Raw genomic sequence first — 25,025 nt, 5'->3', positions numbered from 1 at the left:
GATCCCCTAGATCCCCTACCTTCTGATTTTCAGTTTTGGGAAAGCTTCTGGATGGCATCGGAGAATCCCTTCAGATTTTTCACGCTAGCAATAAGGTTGATATCCTGTTCATAAGGTTACTTATGATACAACCCATCTAAGTTCATTCTAAGAAAACCAAAGGAGACCGTCATACATGAACGGCCTCCTTTCTATTAAAATCCTCTTTATGGGGTACCACCAACTTTTTACCACATTACTCACGTTAAGACATTTATTTGCAAAATAAGTTGTAAAATAGCGTAGATGTTGAATTCCACGCTAAAAACTCAACATAACATGCTTCATAAATACATACTTTTATACTTTTTAGATGGTGTTAGTCCAGTAAAATTTTGCGTAGAATTATCAAAATGACTCCTTAGCGTTTGAAAAGCAACGTTTTGATGGAAGATTATGTATTAGCGTGAGTTTTACGTCAAAATGTTGGCTGTACCCCTGAAAATAATGAAGAGAATACAAATGATGAAGAAGAGCTAGAAGAGGAAACTACTACTCTTACAGTAACAATCGAGCCAGGAACTTCAGCGCCTGAGCTGGCAGCAGAATTAGAATCATTAGGAATCGTAACGAACGCTCAAGATTTTTTAAATCAGCTACGAGTGAGCTGTCGCGAGTCACTCGTTCAAGTTGGCGAATTCGAGCTGTCGAGCGAGATGACACATAGTCAAATCATAGATATCATCACATCATAAAAAATGTGCTTCGCATAATTAGTGCGAAGCAACTTTTTATTAGTATTTAATCAGTAGTATCATCACCGATTTTATCAACGGCAGGACCTGATTTTGGGATCGTTGGACCTTGTCTTTCTTCCTTTAGCTCAAAGTATGCATCTAAAGAGGCTTCTGCAATTCTATTTGCGATACCAGAACTATTTTGATTGTCAAAAACTCCTGGCACAACAACTGAAATTGCTACCTCAGGATTGTTGAATGGCGCGTAACCTACAAAGGTTTGGTTATTTGCTTCTTGTCCGTTAACTGTTACCTGCGCAGTACCAGTCTTGCCCGCAGGATCGTAGTCACGACCATTAAAGTATGCTCTCGCTGTACCTCGCGAACCATGGACAACCTGGTAAAAACCACGTTGAATTCGATCAAAGTATGTCTGGTTTACATCAATTGTATTCAAAAGCTTCGGTTCATTTTGCAAAGTAAGAGGGCCAAGTTCTTCTTTATTTTCGCCTGGTTGACGTATCTCCTTAACAACCTTTGGCGCAATTCTAGTACCATTATTGGCGATTGTAGATACGTATTGAGCAAGTTGCATTGGTGTATACGTATCAAACTGACCAAATGTTAAGAAGAGCATTTGACCAGGTAAGTTTGTATTTCCACCGTTAATACCAGTAAACTCTCCAGGTAAGTCGATTCCTGTCTCTACACCTAATCCAAATTGCTGATAGTAAGAGCGAAGTGTATCGAATCCTCTAGAGAAGTTACCCCAGTTTGTACCAGAGACTCCAGGTACATAATTAACAAGTCGCATAGCTACCTCAATCATATAAATATTAGAGGATCTCTCTAATGCAGCGATATCATCCACGTAGCCTAGGTTACTAAGAGATCGGATCGGTTGAGAACCCGGTAAGTTTACCGGACGGTCAAATATACTAGAACCTGGCGGCAACACACCTGTATCATATCCAGCTAATACGGTCGCCCCCTTCATAGAGGAGCCAACTACGTAGCCTTGAGTAAAGGTGCCTAAATCGCTACTGTAGCCACTCATAGCAAGTACTTCACCTGTCTGTGGCTCCATAAGAACAACGTATGCATCTTCTTCACCTACGTAGCTACCTCTACTTCTTGCAACTTCTGAATCAACGATATCCGACACTCGTTGCTGCAATTCCATGTCAAAGGACAAGACTAGGTCATTACCTCGGCTTCCTTGTCTTTCCTCGGGATTTCGCAAACGATTCCCATCCTGATCAGTAAAGTTATCAAGTCGACCATCTCTACCTCGTAAGACAGACTCATACTGCGCTTCTAAATAACTTTGACCGACCTCTTCATTTCTTTCATATCCTTCAGCAAGTCTTGCCTGAAGATCATCTCTTGAAATCGATCCAACTCGACCAAATATCGAGCTAAGTGCATCGCCATACGTATAGGATCTGACGGAGTCACGAATAATGTCGACTCCTGGCATTTGATCGATATTTTCCATGATCTGCGCGGCACTATCGTAAGAGATTCCACGCTGTACTTTATGTGCACTATTGTTATAACCAGAGTTAAACTCTCGCCAGATTAAAAAGACTTCTAATTCGTCGTCTGTAAAAGCATTAAGCTCCTCATCTGTTATTGCATTTAGTCTCTCTAAATGCGCTTCACTATCCGAAAGACCTTTCCCTTCAGCCTGTTCAATAGTTAATTTTTCTAAGTATTCTTCTTCATTTAATAGCGCCCAAAATTCGCGACGATCTCTATCAAATCTTCCTTCAATATCATTTGTATCAAATGTGACAAACTGGCTAAGTCTTTCAGCTGTTTCAATCATTTCATCTTGTGGTGTATTCCGGTTGGTATATGTGACAGTAAATTGAAGCTCATTATCAACAAGGAGATTTCCGAATCGATCGTACATGAGACCTCTTGGCGCCTCAATTCTCTCCGTTACATTGATTTCACGATTAAGCTGCTCTGAAAACTCTTCACCTTGAACAATTTGTACGACACCAAGTCGCAAAATTAATACTGAAAAGAGAATGAAAACCCCGAAAAAAAGTAAATTTAAGCGAACTGAAACTTGTGGTTTATACACTTTTTTCTCACTCATAAAGTCAATCCTTTCCCCATAAAAAAAGTGTCCCAAAGAAAACGGGAACACTGCCATAGCATTAATGAACGCCCGCATGTGCGGTTATCTTCCATATTTCACGAACCCGCCCTAGGCAAGTGAGTGCTGGCAAAATGGATTTCAACTTCCTGTAAACAGGCATGTTGTTGGCCATTTAATGTTAGGCTCCTGAAGTGAATTGGTGTTCGGTTCGAATTAAACTCGAAGTTCATTAACACCACAGGCATTAATAAGTACACTTCATGTAATTTAGCGACGCAATAATGACGCCCCTTATGTTCATCATTATACTAAGGTTAGCCGCAAGAAAAGCACCCAATCCAGCCACTCCGGATAATGCAGCAAAACTAATTCCGCTCAGAACCGTACCATCCTCTATAAACGTATTAATGATCGAAGCTACTCCCAACACAAGTATCAAATAGGTGAGAATCATTATACCAATTTCAGGCCATCCAGGCTTCTTGCCTTGTCTATCAGTCTTTTCTGATTGATTTAACTGAGTTGAATTCAACAGGGATCATCACCCTTTGAGAGCATGGAAAAAAGTTTGAATGCAGCTTTGCTGAAAAACAATTGCATCTTAAAAACTCCTTTCTCTTCATAAACGGTTCAATTTTTTAAATAAACTGGCTTAGGCTCACATTAATGTCATTCTTAAAATGAAGATCTTCTCAAACTATTTGCATTTACCTTAATTGAAATTAATAATGATTTATCAATGAAAAACGTAAAAAAGGGGAAACCGCAGGCTTTACTTTTCCTCTAATCGTTCAACTGCTATTTCTGCAGCTTTGGCAATCAATTCATCGTCGTAGTCGGCATCAGGTTCTTCACGACTGGAGAGTATTGAAAGAATGATTGGATCATCATTTGGCGGCCAGATGACAGCAATATTATTTCGAGTTCCGTATGAGCCCGATCCGGTTCTGTCTCCGACCACCCAATCTTCTGGTACACCTGCCCGAATTAGATTATCTCCCGTAGTGTTTCGTATCAGCCAGTCATTTAGCATCTCCTGCTTCTCCTCAGAGAGAACGTCACCGAGTGTGAAAGACTGCAGACTTTCAGCAAGTGCTTTAGGCGTACTTGTATCATTCGTTTCTCCAGGACTCACATCGTTAAGATCCGGCTCAATACGCTCTGGTTCGGTGACATCATCGCCTATTTCTCTAAGTACCTCCTTAAATCCTTCAGGCCCTCCGATCGCTTCAAGGATAAGGTTGGCGGCCGTGTTATCACTGTAACGCATAGATGCATCGCTTAACTCCTTTAAAGTCATTCCCTCGTCGACAAACTCTTCAGTAACGGGGTTATAGTTCACTAAATCTTCTTCTGTAAAATTGATCTTTTCATCAAGTTCTTCGATTGATTTATTCTTCAAAAGTACTCCTACAGCTAACGCCTTGTGTGCAGATGCATATCCAAAGCGTTCATCTTCACGGTAGGAAACAGATTGATTACTGCCTGTATTAAGTGCATAAACCCCCAGCTTTGCATCATATTCCTTCTCGAGCTCTTCAAAGCTATAATTCGTTGTCGCTTCTTCATTTTCTTCATTTTGATTTGGTTCATTTTGATTATTTGAACAACCCCCAAGAAGCAAACTCCCTAGTATCACTGTCCCCACAAACTTCCTCATTGAAAAACGTTTCATACGAATCCTCCATTTAAAAATATTTATTAATTATCTCAATCCAACAACTTGACTACAAGTGTAGTCTTATATTACATTTGTAGTCAAGTTATGTCAATTTATTTTTGAATTCAACTTTAGCTTTCTAAATAAAGTTTTTCTTACGCTTTGATTCAAATTTGTTTTGTACTAATATTTTCGATCGGGAAAACAGAGAATAAGTGTTCATGTACTTCACTCGCTACGACAATATATGTTTCAAAACTAAAAAAAGGGTTATGTTACAATTTACTTTGCATTAACTAAAACAGATCATTATTGCCCTTCTCACTATTTTAGTAAGATTTTAGTATTCTCTTGTACTATTAGTTTCTGTTGAGTATTGTAAAAACGCCATTAAACTCACAAAAATTGTTTTAATATCACTTATATTGACAGGCTGAAAAGATTACCTCATAAAAGGAGGAGAAATATTGATTTTACCTCAAATGTTAATGACATTCGGGCTATCGGTAATGACTATTTCTGTGATCTTTCTTGTGCGTCAATTCCGTCTGTCTGCCACCTGGCGCTATCATCTTTGGTTTTTACTTATCGCCGCGCTTACGGTTCCTTTTTTACCAAAGGGATGGATTTCATTTAGCGAATATACAAACTTAAGAACAGAGACCTCGGTGCCATTTGCACCTCCTGAGATGTCCGAAACAAATCCCGGTTTTAATGGCAATTGGACACAAGACTTTGGTATATCAGTAAATCAATTTGATTATTCAAATCTCAATGTAATTTTTCTCCTAATATGGGTAGTGGGCATCATTGTTTTTAGCTTTTTCTTTTTCCATTCTCATTTGAAGTTGAATCGAATTGTAAAAACAGCTAAGCGTGTAAGAAGTACAGATATTAATTCTCTCTTCGAATCGTGTAAAAATGATCTTGATATTAAGAAAAACATTTCACTATTCGTCTCGTCTCGCATTCGATCACCGCTGATCTTTGGATTTTTTAGGATTACCATTTTAATACCCAAAGAACTAGAGCAGCATATGTCCTTGAAAGAGCTAAGATATGTGATTCTTCATGAACTCCAGCATGAGAAAAGCCATCACACGAGGGTCAACTACCTCTTTCTTTTGTATCAGATTCTATACTGGTTCAACCCATTCATCTGGATAGCATTCAGGGAGATGCGGGTGGACCGGGAGTTAGCTTGTGATGATGCAGTTCTTCATTCTCTCGACCCTGCTTCTTATACAGAGTATGGCCACACGATTCTTTCTTGTTATGAACAGCCTCCTGATTTTTTCTCCGTAACAAATCAGTTGACAGGTTCAAAAAAACAAATAAAGAAACGGATCACCCATATTGCATCTTTCCGTAGAAATTCTCGTTTCATACTTATCAAAAGCATCATACTCTTTGTTGCCACCACACTTTTTATATCTATTCAAATACCCTTTTTCACTCTTGCCTCTGCAAATGAAGATTATTATGATATTAAGGATCAAAAGATCATCACTGAGGATTTAAGCACCTATTTTGACAAAGAAGAAGGAACCATCGTTCTCACAAGTCTGAAGGATAAAAGGTACCATATTTATAATAAGCAGAAGAGCAGATTGAGAGTGTCGCCTAACTCGACTTATAAAATCTACAGTGCTCTGATCGGTCTGGAAGAGAAAGCCATAACACCTGATGATTCTTCATTTAAGTGGAATGGAAAACCAAATGATTATAAAGAGTGGAACAGAGATCAGAGTCTTTATACCGCAATGGAACATTCCGTTAACTGGTACTTTGAGATTCTTGACAGGAGAATTGAAAAAGATAAGCTTGCAGTATATCTAGAACAGCTTGATTATGGAAATAAGAATATCTCAGGTGGGACCGGTCAATATTGGCTTGAGTCTTCTCTGGAAATCTCTCCTTTCGAACAGGTGAGGTTATTACGCAGCTTTTATACGAACGAACAGGATTTTGATCCCGTTAACATTGAAACTGTGAAATCGGCTATTCAACTTGAAGAAAAGGGAAACGCAAGACTGTATGGAAAGACCGGAACAGGTGTTGTCAACGGTGAAACTGTGAATGGATGGTTCATTGGATTTGTTGAAATCAATAATGATACTTGGTTTTTTGCTACAAACATTGATACTGGCAGCGGCAGCAAAGCTGCAGAAATCACCATGTCGATATTAAAAAATAAAGGGTTGTATTAAGGGAAGCTGTCCAAATGCACGTTAAGTGCTGAAGGGGGAGATATTAAAATGTCAAAAGAAATGCCCAAAATTACCGAAGCGGAATGGGAAGTGATGAAAGTTCTCTGGAAGAAGTCGCCCATAACGGCGAGCGAGGTTTGCAGCGCTTTACAGGAATACGAAGAATGGAAGCCGAAAACAATCCGCACTCTGCTTGACCGGCTAAACCATAAACACGTCATTTCAGTAAATAAAGAAAAGCGCATTTACACCTTTACTCCGCTCTACTCTGAGCAAGAATGCCAACGCGCTGAAACCAGATCTCTAATCAATCGTATATACGGCGGTATCACTAAATCCCTCATCGTCCAATTTATCGAAGATGAAAACCTAACCAAAGAAGAAATCAAAGAACTAAAAAAAAAGCTCGATAAAAGAATTGAATAGAAACAAGGCGCAGTTCTTGTGTTCCACAGTGAGTACGGAACTTTGTTTGTTGAAAAGTGAAAATTTCTAAAGGCTTGAGGTATTGCGTTAATATTATTAAATAGTTTGCTGCAGAAGTATCGCGTCTTCTATATCCCATGGGTCTGCATCTCTTAGTTGTTTAAGATTTTTGAAAAACTTATCTTCGCTCTCAAAAAATTCTTTTCTTTAAGCTCTTCTACATTAAACTCTTTATTAAATTAAAGGGTGTGCTTTATGCCCTGTCGAATAAAAAAAGAAACCATAAAAACTATGATTGGGGATGAAATAATATTGGAAAACGTAAAAGTGTGTGTGGCAGATGATAATCGAGAACTGGTGAATTTACTTCAGGATGTTATTCAATCACAAGATGATATGGAAGTGGTGGGAACAGCATTTAATGGGCAAGAGTGTTTGGAATTAGTGGAAGAGACCCAACCGGATGTCCTTATCCTTGATATTATCATGCCACATTTAGACGGACTTGCGGTATTAGAGAAACTAAATGAGCGTCAACTGAAAAAGCGCCCTAATATTATTATGTTAACAGCTTTTGGAAAAGAATATACTACGAAAAGGACAGCCGAGCTAGGGGCAGCCTATTATGTGATAAAACCTTTTGATATGGATACGTTAATGAACAAAATTAGGGATGTCTCTGGTCAATCGAAGTCATATACGAGAAGTTATTCTATGGAAACGGGGTATAAAAGAGAATACAAGCCGATGAATTTAGATGCTAGTATTACAAGTATCATTCATGAGATTGGCGTCCCAGCTCATATAAAGGGATATATGTACTTAAGAGAGGCCATTACAAGGGTGTATAAAGACATTGAATTGCTCGGTTCAATTACCAAGGTACTATATCCAGAGATAGCGAAGCATTTTAATACAACTGCAAGTAGAGTAGAAAGAGCTATTCGACATGCCATAGAAGTAGCGTGGAGTCGTGGGAATATTGAATCCATATCTAAAATGTTTGGATACACAGTAAGTGTGTCTAAATCCAAGCCAACGAATTCTGAATTTATTGCGATGGTTGCTGATAAATTACGCATTGAAAATAAGGTGACGAGCTAGTAAGGAGTGAAACAAGAGCCTATCAGGTTCTTCATTAGCCCTTCCAATGCAGGAAAGGCTATGCTTTTTTGGTGTTCTCTTGGATGGTATTCACAGCGAAGTAACACCATTTGGTAGTGTATCCATTTTTATGTAGATAAAACTTAAAACGTTTTTACTGGTATTGTCCTATAAGTTGAGTTTAGAATAATTCATCAGGTTTCGGTCCCCTGATAAATCGCACTTATAAAAGACAGAGAAAAAAAATGATAAGAGGGATTTCTCCCTCTTATATTTAGATGAGATGCCCCTTCTCTTTCATGCTGTAATATTCAGCAGCTGCATTAACAATAACATGATCTAATACTTCGATACCTAACATTTTCCCACAATCAGCTAACCGTTTCGTCACGTTTATATCCTCCATGGATGGCTGTACATCTTGTGACGGATGCTGGTGACTTACAATGATCGATGCTGCGTTATTCAATATCGCAGATTTGAACGTTTCTCTCGGGTGAACAACACTAGCGTTTAACGCTCCTACATGGCAACGATGAACGGCTATGATACGGTTTTTCGTATTCATACACATGACAAAGAACACCTCTCTATCTTCATCACTGATAAATGTTGATGCAATAGTCGCTGCATCCTCAGGGGAACGTACTATGTACTTGTCCCCTCCCTCCCTTTCCTGAATGACTTGTTTAATGCGTTGAATTTCGTATACTGTTTCCATTAATAGCACTTCCTTTCTTTGTTTGACCACAACGAATCTTTGTGAAAAGGACTGTCAAGGGGCGACTGGAAGAAGCTCCGAAGGATCAAAAAAGCTTTAGAAAGCGTTAATAAGCCCAATAACCTAGCAGGAGTTAAAAGCGATTTGGGCTTTTTTAGTCCTGTTTGGAAACTTGGCTTATTTACGGTTTTTTAAGCTTTTGCAGACCCTTGACCGACCTTATGAACAAATGATTATCATGAGAAGAACAAAGAAGGAATGCCTACCGTACAAAGAAAAAGCAATGACAACAAAGTTGCCATTGCGTAAGGGATCATTGCGAGAGCTTTGATCACTGCGACTTGCAAAGGCTCGATACCGTCTGCAAGTCCACTCTCTTTGTATTGGTTTTTCGGCTCGTTTAGTACGTCCGGTAGGAAACAGAACAGGAACCTACGGATGTAGGTGACGCTAGGATCCCTACAGACCGTAGTTATCGATCTGTTTAGTGCTAAAGCGACACGTACAGAATGACGGAAAGCGACCTTTATTTTTGATCAGTCTGTCGTGCAGCCGCCTAGGAGAAAGAACTTTAATTTTCTTTTGATACATGGTAACAGAAGCCATCACCTATTTCCATGTGTGAACTCCATTTTTAAAAAGTACGCTTTGAGTAGTTTTTCTCATAGCGGGAACGAAGCCAAATTCATACAAAATCCAAAAAGAGGATGATTTTAAATCATCCACTTCTAAGAAAGAAGGAGGTATCAACATGTAGATAAAGAAGCAAACAAACAGCGCCACCTGTAACATTAGGTTATTCAAAAAAGAACATATTGCTTGTATCAATAACTATTTAAATTGTACAGATATCAATTCACCCCCTAATGCAGTATCTGGGAAGTAAAAGCCTACTACACTTTGCCGCTTAAGATCGGTTTCCCTTCGAAATAATAGAGGAATTTCACTTTCATTGTAGAATAATCTTTTAAGTTAGTATGAAAGGTCGAACGATTATCACGTATGGACGATTGTTTAATACTGGAATCCGTACTAATCCATGCAACTCAATCCCTCATTAAGAAACATGTGGGGAGCGTACGTTTATAAACAATTTATGATTGGGGGAATTACTCAAGTGTTAGATAAATGGGATGATAAAGAAATTGCGTGCGAAGCACATTTATTAAAAATGAATAAGTACATGATTAAGCGGAAGATGGACCCCCAAGACTTTTCAAGAAGCAAAAAAGTGATAAGGCACCTAATAGATAGAGGATTTGATACATATGGTGAGTTGCCTTGGAACCAACATACATCGATCCACGCTATATTCAATGTATGGCAGAAAAGTATTTAGGCTTATTCAAAGGAAAAAAAGTGAGTTTAAAAGTATTAGGAGAAAAAATAGGGGTCTCACCACAACGTACGAGAATCATACTCAAAAACGGGAACAAAAAAGCAGAGCATTATATCAAGTTACACCTCCCTCACCTTCAGCAAACAATGAAGAAGCCATTAGAGGCACCAGATAATGGTGTAATAGTGAAAGAAAAGTTCGTCCATTACTTGCTCATGGAAGGTTTGAATAAACACTTATCGCCTTGAAAAAATAATTTAGGATTAAGATTTATTAGTTACTAAGACAATAAATATAAGTATGTCTAGCTCTCCGTTAGTATTACCTCCATCTGTTATGAAACTGTAATCTTTTAAACATAATTATTACAAAAAGGTGACAATTTGTTCTATATACAGCTTTCTACAATATATTCAAGAAAAGTCGTATATGATAGATTACGTGCTTTTACCCCATTGCGATGACTTCATTAAGAAACCGAAGCAACAAAAATATTTGGAGGAAAGATGAATGAGGGACATGATCTACAAATTAATATTGTTAGGAAAAATCAACATAAAAAAGAGAGAAATGTATAGAAAAACAAACCATTTCAGGTTAACTGATCCTCGAGTTGTCACCTGTAGTCAAGAACTCGATCTATTACTTAACAGGTATCAAGAAATAGATCGAAAACGGCATTTACAAAGTAGAACATCTTCTCAGAATATCGCTCACCCGGAAGTCTCTCACAAAGTTTCCCTAAAGCAATTTCTTACCTTTATTTGAAGCTAAAAATTTTTCGCATATAGTTTCTCAAACATTCTTCACGGGCTTATTTGTAATGTAGAAATTATAGAGATGCACTCGTACACGTTAAAAGGAATGGTTGGTTTCATATCAACATTTTTATCCGAACGAATTTTTCTTCGACTCATTACCCTCTCCCCCACGGAAACCCCTCCAAAATCTTCGGTTTATGTCTGGGACACATTCCCTTTGTTCTAGACATAATAGATTCATTTAATAATAGGGAAGAGGAGGAAGAAAACGCCATAAGATTGTTTCATCACTCATTATCGACCAGACCCACTTCATAGAAAAGGAAATACAAAGTGAGCATGATTCTCCGCCCCCTCTAACAAACCCTTCTCCACATAAAAAACTACTTTATCACAATAGCATCACATTCCAATGACAAAAACGAAGAGGAATAAACGTTTTACTCATGAATATAATGGTAGATTTGAACTTTAACAAAAAGGCCGAAGCTAAAAAAGAGAATCTTAAGTTCTCTTTTTTAGCTTCAGCCTTTAAATACGCTTGTTTGATTCGTTAATCACTTCTCGCTTCCCCCCATAGCAACCTTATAAATCCTTCGATACTATCCACCATTTACATACTTTATTTCTCCCTCATACATTAATTCTGTGGTTTATTCTTATCGATCCAGATGCTTAGATGTTTGGTAAAGGTCTCTTTCCCTGATTTAAACTCATCGAATAAGTACATAATAAAATCACCCCAGGAGATATACTCTCCATATGGATTGTTATCGTTAATAAACGTCATAATTTTCTTAAGCTCCCTCATACGTCTGTCATCGAGTTGCTCTTTTACAAAGGTATTTAAGTACTTATTAATAAATGAGAATTTCGTACACTCACATCAAGCAGTATTGCCGTTGCTTTAGATGGTGTAACGTCTAATGCAAATGCTAGGCGGTCTAACATTTCATGGTCTTCTTGTTTGAAGCGAATCGTCACCCTTGTTTTAGATCCTTCAATTTTCTCACTTTGTAAAGACAGGTTCTCAAGTTCTCCAACATACAGGGCATTCTTACACATTAAGTCCCTTCTGAAGTTTTTCGAAAGGTGCTCAATCACCTTTTTTGAGACGAGTCCATAAAGACAAATAGCTTCAGCTACATCCTTTACTGGCCTGTTTGTAATATAAGAAAGCCTATATATACACTCACGTAATGGAAATGGAATGGTGAGCGGCATGAAGCTAGCTGTCAACTTATAAATTCTTATCTCTCCGAGTCTAAGATAACGATTGCCCAATGAACTTAGAAAAACTTAGTTACTAATAAACCCTAAGATTTACGAAAGATACAGTGAGTTAATAGTAAGGCATGAGAAGGCACACAAGCTTTACTGTGCTTTTTTTTATTTGTCTCAAGGTAAAGAATCCGATCTACAAACCTCACAAAACCTCACCAGTAGGCTGTGACAAAGGGAAAACCTTAATAAACTTTAACTAATTTTTAGTATGAGCAAAAATCGTTGAAACCATTGTCGCACATACTTATATGTAAAATAGTTGTGACTTTGCAGTGAGTTATGAAGATGGGGAAAGCAAGTTGAACGAGAGTCTCCTGGGAATGACAACCGCGGTTCTATGTTTGAGTGATAGATTGATAGAGATTTGAATAGTGAGGGAGTATCACTAATGAGACTATTAGAAAAACCTCTTATATTTATCGTACAAGGCTTGCTTACACAAGACAGGGTGAAACCTGGAGTAAGTATTGAGCATAGACAATATCAGTAAATGTTTCGGATTTAAAACGGTGTGGGGTTATGAATCGATGTAGGAGGATGAGGGGTGTCAAATGTATCTAAATCTCTCTATATTCCTCAAAATTTAGCCTTTCCCCAATCGTAAGTGCTGTTTTTTAATGATAATAGTTTACAATGCGGCTTAAAAATTTTATAATCAATCTATGGACAAGCTACTTAAGTGTAGGATATGGCTATTTAAACATAGCTATTGCTCAATGAAGTCGTTAAGTCGTTAAATCGTTTAACATCTTTATTCTAAGTTAATCATAAAATAAAAAATGAGCCGAGATGTTGGTAGCATCTCGACTCTCACAAATGTCATTCCGCAAGATAGCGGCCAGTCGGCATTGTAAATAAGTTAAACTTTTGCTTTTGGACGCAGGGTGGGTTACTTTTTCGCTGAATTTATTAACAAAACTACAAAAGTAAGTAATGCAACAAGAAAAATACCAGCGGTAAAAAGTAATTGTAATTCCATAACCATCACCTCCGAAATACCGAAGGATTTGCCGACACCCTGCTCACAACATTTGATATCCTTATATTACCATCTTGAAACGAATTGGTCTATTTAAAAAGTAGTTACATAGTTAAAACAGGGGACTTCTTTTCTTTGGGAGTCCTCTTTTATATTTTCATAACTTCATAGTGGGGTACAGCCAACATTTTAACCCTTTTATACGTTAAGACATTTTCTTCCTCTGCATGATACATAGTAGGTCTAATCTATACAATAAGTATCATTTGAAAGGCATAAAGTTCTAATGAATAAACTAAATACCCCAAAAAACTTATCGTACCAAGGGATATAAACTTTTAGTCAATGATACATAAATCCCTTGTGTATCATTGGAATAATAGGCTTCCTTATCATAATAAAAATTAGATTCACACTTCCATAATTGTCTTAACGTATATTTACGTCAAAATGTTGGCTGTACCCCACGTACAGTTGGTACACCAAGTTTTCTTTTTGATCCATCCGGTTTTGGTATTTCCACACGTCTGACGGGTTGTGGTTCATATGAACCTGTTTTTATCTGTTCTATAAGTTCTTCTTTGTTTAGAACGAGATAAGCAAACAATTCATTCACAGTCATTCCATCAACTCCAGGAGCTCCCTTGTTAGCCTTCACCTTTTTATAAGCTAGGTTCAAGTTTGAGCGACTGGCTACTTTATTGATCAGATGACTCACACCATCTCTTCTTTCCGTTTCACCGTGAGAAATACTATACACTTCTACTGTACCTTCGGATTCCATCCTATTCTCTTGTAGATAGCCATCTTTCGATGTTGTCTGTGGTTGTTGCATTTCTCTCACCTCCACGGCTTCCAAGATTACTATTGTTCAGCCCTTCGTCCTCTTTATGGACTACTATGGCTTCGGCTGACTTCTTACAATTCATCATGCCATCACTGTCATGATTGTTCCTGTGGGAAATTCCTTCCCTCTTGTCGGGAACCCTTGTAAGACCTCCCCGGGTAAGTCTAACCACTTTCCTCCCATATAGGTGCTGGATTTACTGTAAGAGATTTGGGTAGTATAGGACTTCATCTTGTATTGCAGACTTATCCTTCTCTATTCAGCCTTATATCCAATTTCTGTTCGTCACCTCAGGATTTTGCTTCCGGCTTCCTTCAGATTCCACCTCACGATGGACACCCTTGCCTTCCGCTAACAGTTCCTACTACCAAGTCTGTAGTGGACTTTCACCACCAAGTTGTTAGACATGCCGGGCACACATAGAAAAAAAGAGCATATAATTTATATATGCTCTTTTTCAAAGTGATTTAGTGCATCACTTGTCCGCCTGTGACATTAATAGATTGTCCTGTCATGTATGACGCTTTTTCTGATGCATAGAAAATAACGGCATTTGCAATATCATCATAGGTACATCCTCTATTTAATGGAACCTTGCTTTTGTAAACATCCAATACTTCGTCTTCTTGAATGTCTAGCTTTTTCGCATATTGTGGGATGAGGCTTTGAAACATAGGGGAATCCAAAAGGTTCCCGGGCAAAATTGAATTGACACGAATGCTATGTTCAGCCAAGTCGAGGGCAAGACTTTGTGTTAACCCAATACCCCCAAATTTAGAAGCAGAATAAGCGGAATTGTGTTTACTACCGACTTTACCAGATTTGGAGTTTATTTGGATAATATTGCCAAACCCTTGTTCAATCATGGTTTTAGAGATCTCTCTCGCACAAAGGAAATATCCTTTGAGGTTGACATCCACTGTTTTGTCCCAATCATTTACTTCAAAGCTAGTAATTTTCTTGCTGACGGCAACGCCAGCGTTGTAAACTAGAAGATCAATGGTTTCAAATTTGTTTTTTGCTTGATTGACGAATTCCCTGACATCATCCTCTTTGGTGACATCACTTTTGACGGCTAATGTTGGGATATTGTATTTATTAGCTACCTCATCAGCTACTTTCTCAGCATTTTCTTTATTTATATCGACGACGACCAATTGGTAATTTTCTTCAGCAAGTCGGTGACAAAGTGCTTCTCCGAGACTTTGACCTCCACCTACAATAATAGCTGTTTTCAAATTCATATAGAACCCTCCATTTATTTTAATCGCGTAAGATTTTTATTTTATTTCCATCTTGAACCGGAGTAATTTTTTTATTTTCAAGGCATAGATATCCTGGCAATTCCGGCTCAGTTTTTCCGTAGAAACTCAGGGTGATATGACCCAACTGATCAAGGTTTTTATTTACAGCACTTCCCACTGCTGTTACGTCGTAAGATTCTTCACCGATATAAAGGGTATCGCCAACCTGTATATCTTTATGCAGTTGATTTGTTTCATGTAAAACACAATACTCTTTCATTTCTTCCGGTGCATAAGAGCTAAATAGAATAATCATTTGGTCTTCATAAAAAGAGTCAACCATACTACCAAGTTCCACGACGTTTGTTTCATAAATGACTGTCATCTTTCACAACCCCTTTAAATATTGATACTGATACTAGTAATTTGTATATAATCCGAAGCTGGCCAACCAGGCTATGAATACGGTTGGTGCCCCTGTTAAAAATCTGGAGTATAAAACGGATGGAACTCCAACCTCTACTGTTTCCGGTTCTGCTTCTGCAAGACCAAGACCTACTGGTACAAAGTCAGCCGCAGCTTGAGAATTAATTGCGAATAATGCGGGTAAAGCAAGTTGAGGTGGAATATTTCCTCTTCCTATTTCAGTTCCAATTAATACTCCTATAACCTGAGCAATAACAGCCCCTGGTCCTAAAAACGGAGATAATAGTGGGAAAGAAACCACTAACGATATGGCTAATAGACCGGGTAACGAGCCAGCGTATGGTGATAAGAACTGAGCAAATAGATCACCAATTCCCGTCTCTAAAATTACCCCGATAAGCATAGCGACAAAAGCCATAAAAGGTAAAATGGTTTTCAATACAGTATCGATCGTTTCTCGACCTGCCTGGAAAAGGGTATTAACGATATTCCCCATAGCCATTCCAACCTTTGTCAAGAAGCCTCTTGGTTTTTGTTGTTCACTTATTTTTTTGTCAGATGTATATTTTCTTACTGGTTCTTGTTGTTCATTTTCTGTTTTGACAGCAGCAGAAGTTTGAGACTCGTCGTTCAATAAAGAAATGTCTTTAGGGCGCACTGCTGACACATAAATGTCCTCTGTGATATACTTAGCTAACGGGCCACTTTGACCTGTAGCTTCGATGTTTATTGTCGGAATCCTCTTTTGTGGATAGATACCACAGCGTAGTGTGCCTCCACAATTGATGATGACACAAGCGGTTTCTTCGTCTGGAACACTTGTTTTAAATCCGTCAACTAATTCACAATCTATTAGCTCAGCAACCCGAACCGCAACGTCCGGTATGTCGCCACCAGTGATATAAACAACTTTGTTCTTCTTTTCGTCTGTGTGGATATGAAGTGGCCCGCCAAATCCACCCGGTCCTGCCTTCACTTCAATGGATTGATAGTTATTCTGACTCATATTAACACCCCTTTATAATTCAATTTTCTCTTTCAGCTTAATTCCTTGTTGCTTTTCTACAAATGCTGTTGTAAAGTCTGTCACCCAACCGCGGAAAAAGTTAGTTACAATTCCCACCGCGAAATAGAATACAGCCAATTCTGCTACTGGTAATCCCAACGTTGTAATCCCTTGTGCAATCCCCAAAAATACAAACAATTCTGCTGGGTTTACGTGGGGAAATAATCCATTATGAGTATGGGTTGAATAAGACGCAGCTGCGTAATAACTGGGCTTATGTTTTTCAGGCAAAAACCTTCCAAGTGATAAAGTCATAGGATTTGCTAAAAAGAACGTTCCTACCACTGGTAAGATGAAGTACCTCGAAAAAATATTTGTCCCTGCTTTCGCGGCAAAATTCTCCACTCTCTCTTCACCAATAAACTTTACAATCGCATTCATTGCTACTAGTAAGCAAATCAATAACGGTATAATTCCTGTAACAAAATCAACAAATACTTCCCCGCCGGCTTCGAACAATCCTATAAAACCATCAGCAAAATTTGTAATTAAATCTATCATTTTTTCACCCCTCTTTTAATTTTAAAAACTTATTTGAAATTTTCTTGAACAAACTCGGATGTTCTAAAACTTCACCTCCTTCTAAGACTACAGTTTTATATTGGAAGACGGCGTCTTGTATAGAGGCAGCAGTCAATACGTCATATTGTTTCAAATCTACTTCTTTGATTTTTAAGATGCTTTTCTGTTCTAATCCTTTAAGCACCTTTACTTTTGATAACACTGTAATGCCTTGCATTTTTCTAGCGTCTATTATTTCTTTACGAGAATTCACTCCTAGCAAGACAACTGTGCCTGCCCGGAAAAAACCACGTCTTCGTCCAATCGCAACTTTTCCTTTTCTTCTCATCTCTACGAAATGTTTATTGAAATGCTGAATTTGGAGAAATCCAAGGAAGCTTTGAACTAACCAAGCCAAACCGATTAAAATAATTAAATAAATGATCATTTTCCCACTCCTTTAAAGCGTTCTCAAAAATTATTTTAATAACTCTTTAGCTGTTTCTTCATCTGTAACTAGCACATTTATAAACTTTCCTTTTATTGCTCCCAGGATTGAAGGAACTTTCTCTTTCGATTCAGCTACACCAATGGAATAAGGGACATTTCTGAGTTTAGATAATTCAATTGCAATTGTTCTTTCAGCTAAATCAGAATGAATAACTTCCCCTTCTGCATCATAGAATCTTGAACAAATATCTCCGATAGCATTTTCTTTATCTAGTTCTTCTACTTCCTCATATCCAAAGAATCCCGTCCAAATGAGGTTCGATGATTTTAATTGGGCTCCTATACCTAATACGGCTACATCCAACTTCGCCCAATAATCTAAAATCCTTTTAAAGTGTGGAGAATTTATCGTATCGTCCTTAGTCTCCTTTTTATTTACAATAGCAGCTGAATCAATAAAATGTGCTTTTCCTTGAAATGCTTCAGCAGTTTTATAGATTATAGTATTTACGTGATAGTCTGCATCAACAGCACCCGGTCCACCAACTAATGGAACAATATCAATTTCTCTTTTCTCACAGTTAATAAGTTGGTTCGAAACATTGACGATTGTCGTGCCCCATGCAAATCCAAGTGTATGTCCATTTGTTAGAATGCGTTTTAAATACTCAGCGGTAGCCAAACCAAGCTTTTGTTTAATTACTTTCTCATTATCATCAAAAGATGGCACGACAATGACTTCCTTAAGTCCGAATTTAACTTCTAATTTTTCCTCTAGGTTGTAAACATCTTCAAAGTCGGAATTAATTTTGATTTCAATAATACCTTCTCGTTTCGCTCTTTTAAGCATGCGACTAATAGTTGTTCGATAAATTCCTAATTCTTTAGAAATCTGACTCTGAGTCATTTGTTGTTCATAGTACATTTTTGAAATTTTTACTAACAGACGCTGCTCTTGCCATAAAGACATATTCCTTCACCTCTCATTCCCTCTCGCACAAATGTGCAGTAGTTGAATATGTGTGCAACTTATGATTCTGATTATATGGGACCTTATTTATCTTGTCAAGGAGACTTCAAATTAAATTGTATAGGTATTTTTTAAAAATTAAAATCATTAATATAAGGCTAGTGGATCCGAGTATTAATAGTCCGTCGAGCTGCCTCGTTTTGTGCAGTGGATCATGAGGTTAAGAAAAGGCATACAAAATAGACCATATTGTAGACATCATAGGATCAGGAGATGATTTTGCTACATGTTATTAGAATTAGGGTTTTAGCTCGCTTTGAGTCTTTAAACGTGAAAACATTATAGATCATTCGCTACGGGGCCCTGCCGACAAAACGTGGGTTATACGGTGAGACATTTTCCGGAAGATAAAACCTTATTTTTCTATGCTAAGGAGAAAAATCAAGGTTTTATTTAAATTCTAAGTGGGCGCAGGAATGGACAAAGTCTGAAATCTCAGGTTTAAAATGAATATTCACCTAAGAAGTTAATGTGTTCCCATCCCAAAGGAGATATAGGAGGAAGCAATTCCTCTTTATATTTTCCTGTTGTTTTAAAATGTTGAATGGCTTCTGATAGATTCACGGTATTCCAGATACTAAAAGCATTAATAAGGTTTAATACGCTGGCACGTTGTAATTGATCTTGTAATGCTCTTTCTCTAAGTTCCCCATATTTCCCAAAGAAAATAGTCGTTTCCAAGTCATGGCTTCACCCTTATTTAATCCACGTTGGATTCACCGACGTAATGTTTCGCTAGAAATATAATCAAAGTTCGGACCGTCAAAAAAGGTTATTAAGTATAAGCAAGCGCGAACCATTTAAACAGACTGTCATGTGTGTTTAAGTAAGTGGAAACAGAAATAAGGATTAAAATGATGTGGTGTTTTAACAATGTGATTAAATGTTTCTCACCACACTTTTTCACTCCCTGTTTCTATATGATAAATATTCTAAAAATCTCCTGGACGCAAGGGAAAGTGATTTTTTCTCTCTCGTAGCAATACCAATATTTCTAAAAGCAGGAACTTCAAGTTCTTTCGCTATAATTTTGTGAGGAATACGCTGTAAAATCAATTCTGGTAATATACTGATTCCTAGCCCGTTTTCCACCATAGACATAATTGCATAGTCATCCCATGTTGTAAAATGAACTTGCGGTGAAATATGGTGCATCTCAAAAATTTCAGAGATTTCTGCTTTTGCTCCCTTTTCCAGCAGCATAAACGGACTGTTTAATAAGTCGTTGATTGGAAACTTTTCGCAATTAGCAAGCGGATGATTTTGCGGAATCACTACCAGCAAACGGTCTTGCTCCATAAAGATAGTTTCAAATTCTGCTTTTGATGGTAGCCGCACAAATCCGAAGTCAACACGTCCATTTGAAATCCAGCTTTCAATTTCTGTATAATCACCAAGCAAAAGTTCAAAATCTATCTTTGGGTAATCCTTCTTAAAAATTCTAATAATGTTAGGGAGCCAATGGGTTGCTACGCTGGAAAATGTTCCGATTCGAATCATTCCAGACTGCATATCATGTAAGTCTTCGATATGAGTTATTAAGATTTCATGCTCATTACAGATTCGTTTTAATTGGGGCAGTAACTTTAAGCCATCCGAGGTTAAACTGATACCGGCACGTCCTCTTTCAAAAAGGGAAACCCCCCATTCCGTTTCTAAATCGTTAATCATACGGCTGATCCCAGACTGTGTATAGTCCAATGCTTCGGCAGCTTTTGTAAAGCTACCAAATTCTACTGCTTTAACAAATGCCATATATTTTTGGATATTCATACTCTTTTCCTTCCCCCCATCTATTTTCATCATACATAACATGAGAAACATTCGTTTTTGTAATACATGTGAACATGATATGTTATTACTATCAAAAATTCAAGTTAGGAAAGGAAAAGGTCTATAAAGATATTTTTTGTGAGTGATATTACGGAAAAAGCACCAGATAGCTATAAGTCTCCGCTACAAGAAATGGTCTACGAACCATTGACAAAGTTACAGATTTCATTTGAACGAGTAATTAAAGGTGAAGAAATTTCGGAGGCCTGTATCGAGATGATCAAAAATTGGATATGAAAATGGTAAAAAATCTGTTCCTTTGCATTAGTAAAAAGACAGAGTTTTATTTATAACTACCACAGATCACAAATAAACCATTCAAATCAAGGGGGTTCAGCAATGCACTCGGCATTTCACGCGTATCCTTTGCTCCTGCTGAATTTTTGGAAAGTATTCTGAGCGTAAAAATCGGTGCTGCAACTGTATATGGCGTTTTAATGGACAAAGACAATCTTGTGCAAGTTGTTTTTTGATAATGACGTACTTTTGGAAGAATGATATGGATGTAGCAATGGACTACAACCGGATATATAAAGGTCAAAACAAAGGAGATCGTCAATAATTTCCTAACCTATACAAAGCACATTCCAACTATGATTGAATTCTAAAATTCAGAAAGAGAAAGGTGATTAAAGTGAAAAGTGCATATTTCAAATATATAGCCGCATTGCTCCTGTTCGGCTCCAACGGAATTGTTGCAAATTATATTTTATTAAACAGCTATGAAATCGTTTTTTTGCGGACATTGATAGGTATCATTTTTTTGATTTTAGTATTTGTACTATCTAAGCAGAAAGTACAGTTTTTGAAAAATAAATCACATTTATTGTATTTAGTAATTTCCGGCGTGGCGATGGGTGCAAGCTGGATGTTTTTATTTGAAGCTTACGCACAAATAGGTGTAAGCATTGCCAGCCTTGTTTATTATTGCGGTCCTGTTATCGTCATGGTCCTTTCTCCCCTTATATTCAGGGAAAATATGACAAGTGGAAAACTACTTGGATTTCTTGCTGTAATAATTGGAATGCTTTGTGTAAACGGGCAAGCTTTGTCACAGAATGGAAATTCCTGGGGATTGACTTGTGGAATATTATCGGCAATCACATATGCCATTATGGTGGTTTTCAATAAAAAGGCAAAAAGTATAACAGGACTTGAAAATGCCATGTGTCAGTTATTTACTAGCTTTATAACGGTTGCAATTTTTATAGGTTTAAAGCAAGGATTTTCAGTCAACATTATGCAAGGAAATCTGATACCCATATTGCTATTAGGCGTTGTATGTACTGGAATCGGTTGCTATTTTTATTTTTCTTCCATTGGTGGTTTGCCCGTTCAGACAGTGTCAATCCTCGGATATTTGGAGCCACTGTCGGCATTGATTTTTTCAGCTGCTATTTTAGGAGAAAAGTTAAGTCTTGTGCAAATAGCCGGGGCTTTGTTGATTTTAGGAGGTGCAGCTTTTGGAGAATTGTTTCGGTCGAAGAAAAACGAGCTAAGGGAAGAAAAAGGCAAAGTGGTATTGTGATGAGCAGCATAGAAGTGGAAAACAAGTATTATTAGATTATCTTGAAATCAAGTCTTCTGTTAAAGGGGCGCATTTGTGGAACAACATAGGAAGAAAATGATCAAACTTTATTTTAAATCTACACCAATGAGTCTTCTTCACCGACCCATATTCCCCTTATTTTATTTGCGTCACTATCTCGCAAAATGTAATTCGCCCCTATTCATCTTCGGGTTTTATATTTTCTTCTAAGTAGTAATTTTTTAAATTTAGTAAATTGTTGATCCATCTTTATCACTCCTTTCCTATCTGCTTAGATATAGCAGGAGCGACATTATTCTATCAGATTTTTCCAAATTTTTGTTAGTCTATTTTTATAATATCATTGCTAGTTTTCGAATCAGTGCCTGATGTAATTGAGCCTGAATTGGATTTGATTGTACGATAGGATAGGAGGATATTCTCTCTTGACGTAATGATGTCATATAAATCCGTAAAAGTCTCCGTGAAGCCGTAGTAGTTCCAGTATCTAACCATTCTCGATTTGAATTAGAAACATTTCGCACAACAATCTGGCCCTATTCACAAAGAAAGAACGCAATTCTTATTACAGAATTGCGCCTGTTTGTTGCAGATAAAATCGATAGGAATTAGGTCTAAAAGGCAGCTTGCTTCATGCACTAACGTAATCCTATTTGTTGAAGAAGAAAATGGTACAATTTTACCTACATATACAATATTCCTATTAGAAGAATTAATAGAATTGATAAAATCAGCTTAAAAATTAACACATTAGATTTTTTCTTATTTTTAAACAGCATGTTAAGGTATTTTAATGGAAGATAGCCTAGTATACCGCCAGTAGTATTTAAAATTAAATCATCAAAATCAAAACTCCCAAAATGAAAGATAAGTTGTAGTAATTCAAATGTAAGACTTAAACTAAAAGTTGCAATTACAACAACTTTTAGTTTTTGGAACCTATGAGATAATAATGGAAACAGAAAGCCAAAAGGTATAAAACCAAGAATGTTGCCTATTAAATTACTTAATCTTATCCCCAAACCAATATGCTCCCAATCAAAAAATAAATAGTAAACGATTGTTTTTAATGGAATAAAATTGTGATTCTCTAAAAATGGACCATAAATTTCAAAGTTAAAAGTAAAATGATTTATGATGTCAGTTGAAGTCATATATTTGAACAATATATACCTAGAGAGGATTAATAAATAAACACAAATCAATATTGTTACTATGACTTTAAAGATTACTTTCAAGGATGCTCACTTCCATATCAATATCTAATTAAGTTAAATTTTTATTTTTTTCGTTAAAACCAATGCAATATACCATTCGAATTTCTAACCCAGAAGCACTATTAAGCATCTATACTACAACTAAACAACGTTTTTCCTGAGTAGGAGAGCAGCCACTGCTTGTTCAGCAAAAGCTTCCTTTAGTTGAAGAGACCGTTGTTTAGACCATCGCTTTACGAACATCCTCTGGTATCATAACCACTTTTGTTTCCAAATCAACGTGGGGAAATTCTTCATCAATACATTCATACCAATATTCAAGATGTTTCTTGTCAACTTCGTGTTGCGATTCCTCAACATTCTTTCGGCCTTCCCCTTGAACTGAAAACCAGTATAGATACTCGTTTTCGACATCCTTTTCTCGGAAAATAGACTCCACAAACATTTTTTCATCTTTTAAAGTTAAGAGTACCTGCTCCATATGTTCATTTAAAAAATTCTTCCATTCATCAACTGCTTCTGTTTTACCTTTTTTAACTTTAAATTTAGATAACTCAACATTTAATGCTAAAAAACCAAATCCTTTCTACATATTCATTTTTCACTAAACTCCGCGCCGAACAGCACCAAAGGCTTCTTCCACTATCGCTACTCCTTTACTTTAAGTATAATCCTTCACAAAACGCTTTCGTTTTTTCAAATTTTAGTTCGACGATATATTGAAATCTTCTCCCATAAGTTTAGTCGCTTCATATATAACACCATTATCAAAACTTTTTATGTCAAAATAGCCATTATAATACTCCCATACATCAGAATGATTTGACGACTTAGTAATACTTTCTAATACTTTATTAAACAAAGATATAGCCTCTTCCTCTGTTGGATGCCCCTCAACCATAAGCCGAAACTTAACATCACTCTCCCCATCAAAAGAAGCCGCAGTAGTTTTTACGTCATCTAATTCTTTGAGTGTTTCTCTCGTTTGTTCCAAGGTTTTACTAATATCAATGTTTGGTTGTTGATTACAACCAGTAACTAACAATATTAGAACTAATACTGTGGCTATAAAAGATAATTGTTTCATTCTTTTTCTCCCCTCCAATATATTTTTAACGATGGGACTTCTTCAATAAACCTCCCCTTTAGCTCCGCAACAGTACCAAAGGCTTATTGAACTATTGCTCCCGTTAGTAAAAATTTAAGCCAAGTTAAATTTCTTTATCAAATGATCGTACAAATAAAATTCCTGCGAGAACGTTCAAAATAACTTGAATTTCAAGCCTGGAAATAAAACTAATTAAAAAATTATGAGGAAACAGGATTAACCAATATTGTGTGGGAACGAAAACTAATAAAATTAAAATAACTACAAAACTAAATTGTAACCAATTAATTCTTATTTTCTTAGAAAACACTTTAATTACCCTTTTAGTCTCAATCAAAATGCCAAATAAGAAATATAAAACACTTAATAAAATTGAATAAATTAAGATCCATTTAACATTGAAAAAATCAAGCATCTCTTCATATTTTGGAAGAATTAGTA

At 36.9% G+C, this 25,025-nt stretch carries 23 protein-coding genes, 1 other RNA gene and 3 pseudogenes; 6 read left to right on the top strand and 21 right to left on the bottom strand.

What is annotated here, in order from left to right; translation table 11 throughout:
• Nucleotides 1-780: 780 nt before the first annotated feature.
• From CEF18_RS23025 to bla, 4 genes are all read right to left on the bottom strand, one after another.
• A complete protein-coding gene (locus tag CEF18_RS23025; protein WP_110939233.1) occupies nt 781-2,826 on the bottom strand; it encodes a penicillin-binding transpeptidase domain-containing protein in 2,046 nt (681 codons plus the stop codon).
• A gap of 65 nt (nt 2,827-2,891) precedes the next feature.
• Nucleotides 2,892-3,076, bottom strand: a non-coding RNA gene (gene ssrS, locus CEF18_RS23020) — 6S RNA.
• Entirely contained in the window at nt 3,074-3,361 is a 288-nt protein-coding gene (locus CEF18_RS23015) for a hypothetical protein (protein WP_110938881.1), read from the bottom strand. The genes ssrS and CEF18_RS23015 overlap by 3 nt, the downstream gene beginning before the upstream one ends.
• A gap of 240 nt (nt 3,362-3,601) precedes the next feature.
• Nucleotides 3,602-4,504, bottom strand: coding sequence for a class A beta-lactamase (bla, locus tag CEF18_RS23010; protein WP_110938880.1), 903 nt, complete (start codon nt 4,502-4,504; stop codon nt 3,602-3,604).
• 452 nt (nt 4,505-4,956) lie between these two features.
• On the opposite strand from bla, the gene CEF18_RS23005 reads away from it, so the two are divergent.
• From CEF18_RS23005 to spo0A, 3 genes are all read left to right on the top strand, one after another.
• Nucleotides 4,957-6,699: a BlaR1 family beta-lactam sensor/signal transducer gene (locus CEF18_RS23005; RefSeq protein WP_110938879.1), complete on the top strand. Its 1,743-nt coding sequence runs from the start codon at nt 4,957-4,959 to the stop codon at nt 6,697-6,699.
• A gap of 48 nt (nt 6,700-6,747) precedes the next feature.
• Complete coding sequence (blaI, locus tag CEF18_RS23000; protein WP_110938878.1) at nt 6,748-7,125, top strand: penicillinase repressor BlaI; 378 nt, start codon at nt 6,748-6,750, stop codon at nt 7,123-7,125.
• Nucleotides 7,126-7,437: 312 nt separating this feature from the next.
• Nucleotides 7,438-8,229 carry a sporulation transcription factor Spo0A gene (spo0A, locus tag CEF18_RS22995; RefSeq protein WP_110939232.1) on the top strand — a complete coding sequence of 264 codons (792 nt, stop codon included), beginning with the start codon at nt 7,438-7,440 and terminating at the stop codon, nt 8,227-8,229.
• Between the two features lie 274 nt (nt 8,230-8,503).
• On the opposite strand, the gene CEF18_RS22990 is transcribed toward spo0A, so the two are convergent.
• Nucleotides 8,504-8,950: a JAB domain-containing protein gene (locus CEF18_RS22990; protein ID WP_110938877.1), complete on the bottom strand. Its 447-nt coding sequence runs from the start codon at nt 8,948-8,950 to the stop codon at nt 8,504-8,506.
• A 1,281-nt stretch (nt 8,951-10,231) separates the two neighbouring features.
• Here CEF18_RS22990 and CEF18_RS22980 point away from each other — a divergent pair.
• Together CEF18_RS22980 and CEF18_RS27075 are read left to right on the top strand one after the other, a co-directional pair.
• On the top strand, nt 10,232-10,537 hold the full coding sequence (locus tag CEF18_RS22980) for a hypothetical protein (protein WP_190238713.1): 306 nt from the start codon (nt 10,232-10,234) through the stop codon (nt 10,535-10,537).
• Nucleotides 10,538-10,799: 262 nt separating this feature from the next.
• Entirely contained in the window at nt 10,800-11,057 is a 258-nt protein-coding gene (locus tag CEF18_RS27075) for an aspartyl-phosphate phosphatase Spo0E family protein (RefSeq protein ID WP_110938874.1), read from the top strand.
• Nucleotides 11,058-11,896: 839 nt separating this feature from the next.
• Here the strand turns inward: CEF18_RS27075 and CEF18_RS22970 are convergent.
• From CEF18_RS22970 to CEF18_RS22915, 11 genes and pseudogenes are all read right to left on the bottom strand, one after another.
• Complete coding sequence (locus CEF18_RS22970) at nt 11,897-12,115, bottom strand: hypothetical protein (RefSeq protein ID WP_110938873.1); 219 nt, start codon at nt 12,113-12,115, stop codon at nt 11,897-11,899.
• Nucleotides 12,116-13,223: 1,108 nt separating this feature from the next.
• Nucleotides 13,224-13,313 carry a putative holin-like toxin gene (locus CEF18_RS27315; protein ID WP_220693844.1) on the bottom strand — a complete coding sequence of 30 codons (90 nt, stop codon included), beginning with the start codon at nt 13,311-13,313 and terminating at the stop codon, nt 13,224-13,226.
• A 445-nt stretch (nt 13,314-13,758) separates the two neighbouring features.
• Nucleotides 13,759-14,148 (bottom strand): reverse transcriptase family protein, encoded by a 390-nt coding sequence (locus tag CEF18_RS22960; RefSeq protein WP_147422034.1) that lies wholly within the window; start codon nt 14,146-14,148, stop codon nt 13,759-13,761.
• 479 nt (nt 14,149-14,627) lie between these two features.
• Nucleotides 14,628-15,404, bottom strand: coding sequence for a sorbitol-6-phosphate dehydrogenase (srlD, locus tag CEF18_RS22950; RefSeq protein ID WP_110938869.1), 777 nt, complete (start codon nt 15,402-15,404; stop codon nt 14,628-14,630).
• Between the two features lie 19 nt (nt 15,405-15,423).
• Nucleotides 15,424-15,789: a PTS glucitol/sorbitol transporter subunit IIA gene (locus CEF18_RS22945; RefSeq protein WP_110938868.1), complete on the bottom strand. Its 366-nt coding sequence runs from the start codon at nt 15,787-15,789 to the stop codon at nt 15,424-15,426.
• 33 nt (nt 15,790-15,822) lie between these two features.
• Nucleotides 15,823-16,836: a PTS glucitol/sorbitol transporter subunit IIB gene (gene srlE, locus CEF18_RS22940; RefSeq protein ID WP_110938867.1), complete on the bottom strand. Its 1,014-nt coding sequence runs from the start codon at nt 16,834-16,836 to the stop codon at nt 15,823-15,825.
• Between the two features lie 12 nt (nt 16,837-16,848).
• Nucleotides 16,849-17,394 carry a PTS glucitol/sorbitol transporter subunit IIC gene (gene srlA, locus CEF18_RS22935; protein WP_110939231.1) on the bottom strand — a complete coding sequence of 182 codons (546 nt, stop codon included), beginning with the start codon at nt 17,392-17,394 and terminating at the stop codon, nt 16,849-16,851.
• A gap of 7 nt (nt 17,395-17,401) precedes the next feature.
• The gene (locus CEF18_RS22930; protein ID WP_110938866.1) at nt 17,402-17,845 is read right to left on the bottom strand and encodes a transcriptional regulator GutM; all 444 of its coding nucleotides are present in this window, start codon (nt 17,843-17,845) and stop codon (nt 17,402-17,404) included.
• A 30-nt stretch (nt 17,846-17,875) separates the two neighbouring features.
• Entirely contained in the window at nt 17,876-18,817 is a 942-nt protein-coding gene (locus tag CEF18_RS22925; protein WP_110938865.1) for a sugar-binding transcriptional regulator, read from the bottom strand.
• Between the two features lie 501 nt (nt 18,818-19,318).
• A pseudogene (locus CEF18_RS22920) lies at nt 19,319-19,626 on the bottom strand (Tn3 family transposase); the annotation flags it as partial.
• A 154-nt stretch (nt 19,627-19,780) separates the two neighbouring features.
• Complete coding sequence (locus tag CEF18_RS22915) at nt 19,781-20,650, bottom strand: LysR family transcriptional regulator (protein ID WP_110938864.1); 870 nt, start codon at nt 20,648-20,650, stop codon at nt 19,781-19,783.
• Nucleotides 20,651-21,335: 685 nt separating this feature from the next.
• On the opposite strand from CEF18_RS22915, the gene CEF18_RS22905 reads away from it, so the two are divergent.
• On the top strand, nt 21,336-22,238 hold the full coding sequence (locus CEF18_RS22905) for a DMT family transporter (protein ID WP_223292458.1): 903 nt from the start codon (nt 21,336-21,338) through the stop codon (nt 22,236-22,238).
• 357 nt (nt 22,239-22,595) lie between these two features.
• Here CEF18_RS22905 and CEF18_RS27310 read toward each other — a convergent pair.
• From CEF18_RS27310 to CEF18_RS26695, 5 genes and pseudogenes are all read right to left on the bottom strand, one after another.
• Nucleotides 22,596-22,754: pseudogene (locus tag CEF18_RS27310) on the bottom strand (reverse transcriptase domain-containing protein); the annotation flags it as partial.
• 188 nt (nt 22,755-22,942) lie between these two features.
• A complete protein-coding gene (locus CEF18_RS22895; protein ID WP_223292475.1) occupies nt 22,943-23,464 on the bottom strand; it encodes a VanZ family protein in 522 nt (173 codons plus the stop codon).
• Nucleotides 23,465-23,696: 232 nt separating this feature from the next.
• A pseudogene (locus CEF18_RS22890) lies at nt 23,697-24,041 on the bottom strand (DUF6176 family protein); the annotation flags it as partial.
• A 138-nt stretch (nt 24,042-24,179) separates the two neighbouring features.
• Complete coding sequence (locus CEF18_RS22885) at nt 24,180-24,563, bottom strand: IolE/MocC family protein (RefSeq protein WP_110938861.1); 384 nt, start codon at nt 24,561-24,563, stop codon at nt 24,180-24,182.
• A 124-nt stretch (nt 24,564-24,687) separates the two neighbouring features.
• Nucleotides 24,688-25,025: hypothetical protein (locus CEF18_RS26695; protein WP_223292457.1), on the bottom strand; the 338-nt coding region annotated here is incomplete at its 5' end.

It is taken from the genome of Salipaludibacillus neizhouensis (genome assembly GCF_002886185.1).
GTDB classification, from domain to species: domain Bacteria; phylum Bacillota; class Bacilli; order Bacillales; family Salisediminibacteriaceae; genus Salipaludibacillus; species Salipaludibacillus neizhouensis.
Note: the sequence above shows the minus strand (reverse complement) of the source record. Positions and strands in the feature narration are given on the sequence as shown.

Coding starts and splice junctions, on each gene's coding strand:
- CEF18_RS23025 (WP_110939233.1), bottom strand. CDS start 2,826: ATGAGTGAGAAAAAAGTGTATAAACCACAAGTTTCAGTTCGCTTAAAT.
- bla (WP_110938880.1), bottom strand. CDS start 4,504: ATGAAACGTTTTTCAATGAGGAAGTTTGTGGGGACAGTGATACTAGGG.
- blaI (WP_110938878.1), top strand. CDS start 6,748: ATGTCAAAAGAAATGCCCAAAATTACCGAAGCGGAATGGGAAGTGATG.
- CEF18_RS22990 (WP_110938877.1), bottom strand. CDS start 8,950: ATGGAAACAGTATACGAAATTCAACGCATTAAACAAGTCATTCAGGAA.
- CEF18_RS27075 (WP_110938874.1), top strand. CDS start 10,800: ATGAGGGACATGATCTACAAATTAATATTGTTAGGAAAAATCAACATA.
- CEF18_RS22970 (WP_110938873.1), bottom strand. CDS start 12,115: ATGTGTAAGAATGCCCTGTATGTTGGAGAACTTGAGAACCTGTCTTTA.
- CEF18_RS27315 (WP_220693844.1), bottom strand. CDS start 13,313: ATGGAATTACAATTACTTTTTACCGCTGGTATTTTTCTTGTTGCATTA.
- CEF18_RS22960 (WP_147422034.1), bottom strand. CDS start 14,148: ATGCAACAACCACAGACAACATCGAAAGATGGCTATCTACAAGAGAAT.
- srlD (WP_110938869.1), bottom strand. CDS start 15,404: ATGAATTTGAAAACAGCTATTATTGTAGGTGGAGGTCAAAGTCTCGGA.
- CEF18_RS22945 (WP_110938868.1), bottom strand. CDS start 15,789: ATGACAGTCATTTATGAAACAAACGTCGTGGAACTTGGTAGTATGGTT.
- srlE (WP_110938867.1), bottom strand. CDS start 16,836: ATGAGTCAGAATAACTATCAATCCATTGAAGTGAAGGCAGGACCGGGT.
- CEF18_RS22930 (WP_110938866.1), bottom strand. CDS start 17,845: ATGATCATTTATTTAATTATTTTAATCGGTTTGGCTTGGTTAGTTCAA.
- CEF18_RS22925 (WP_110938865.1), bottom strand. CDS start 18,817: ATGTCTTTATGGCAAGAGCAGCGTCTGTTAGTAAAAATTTCAAAAATG.
- CEF18_RS22915 (WP_110938864.1), bottom strand. CDS start 20,650: ATGAATATCCAAAAATATATGGCATTTGTTAAAGCAGTAGAATTTGGT.
- CEF18_RS22885 (WP_110938861.1), bottom strand. CDS start 24,563: ATGAAACAATTATCTTTTATAGCCACAGTATTAGTTCTAATATTGTTA.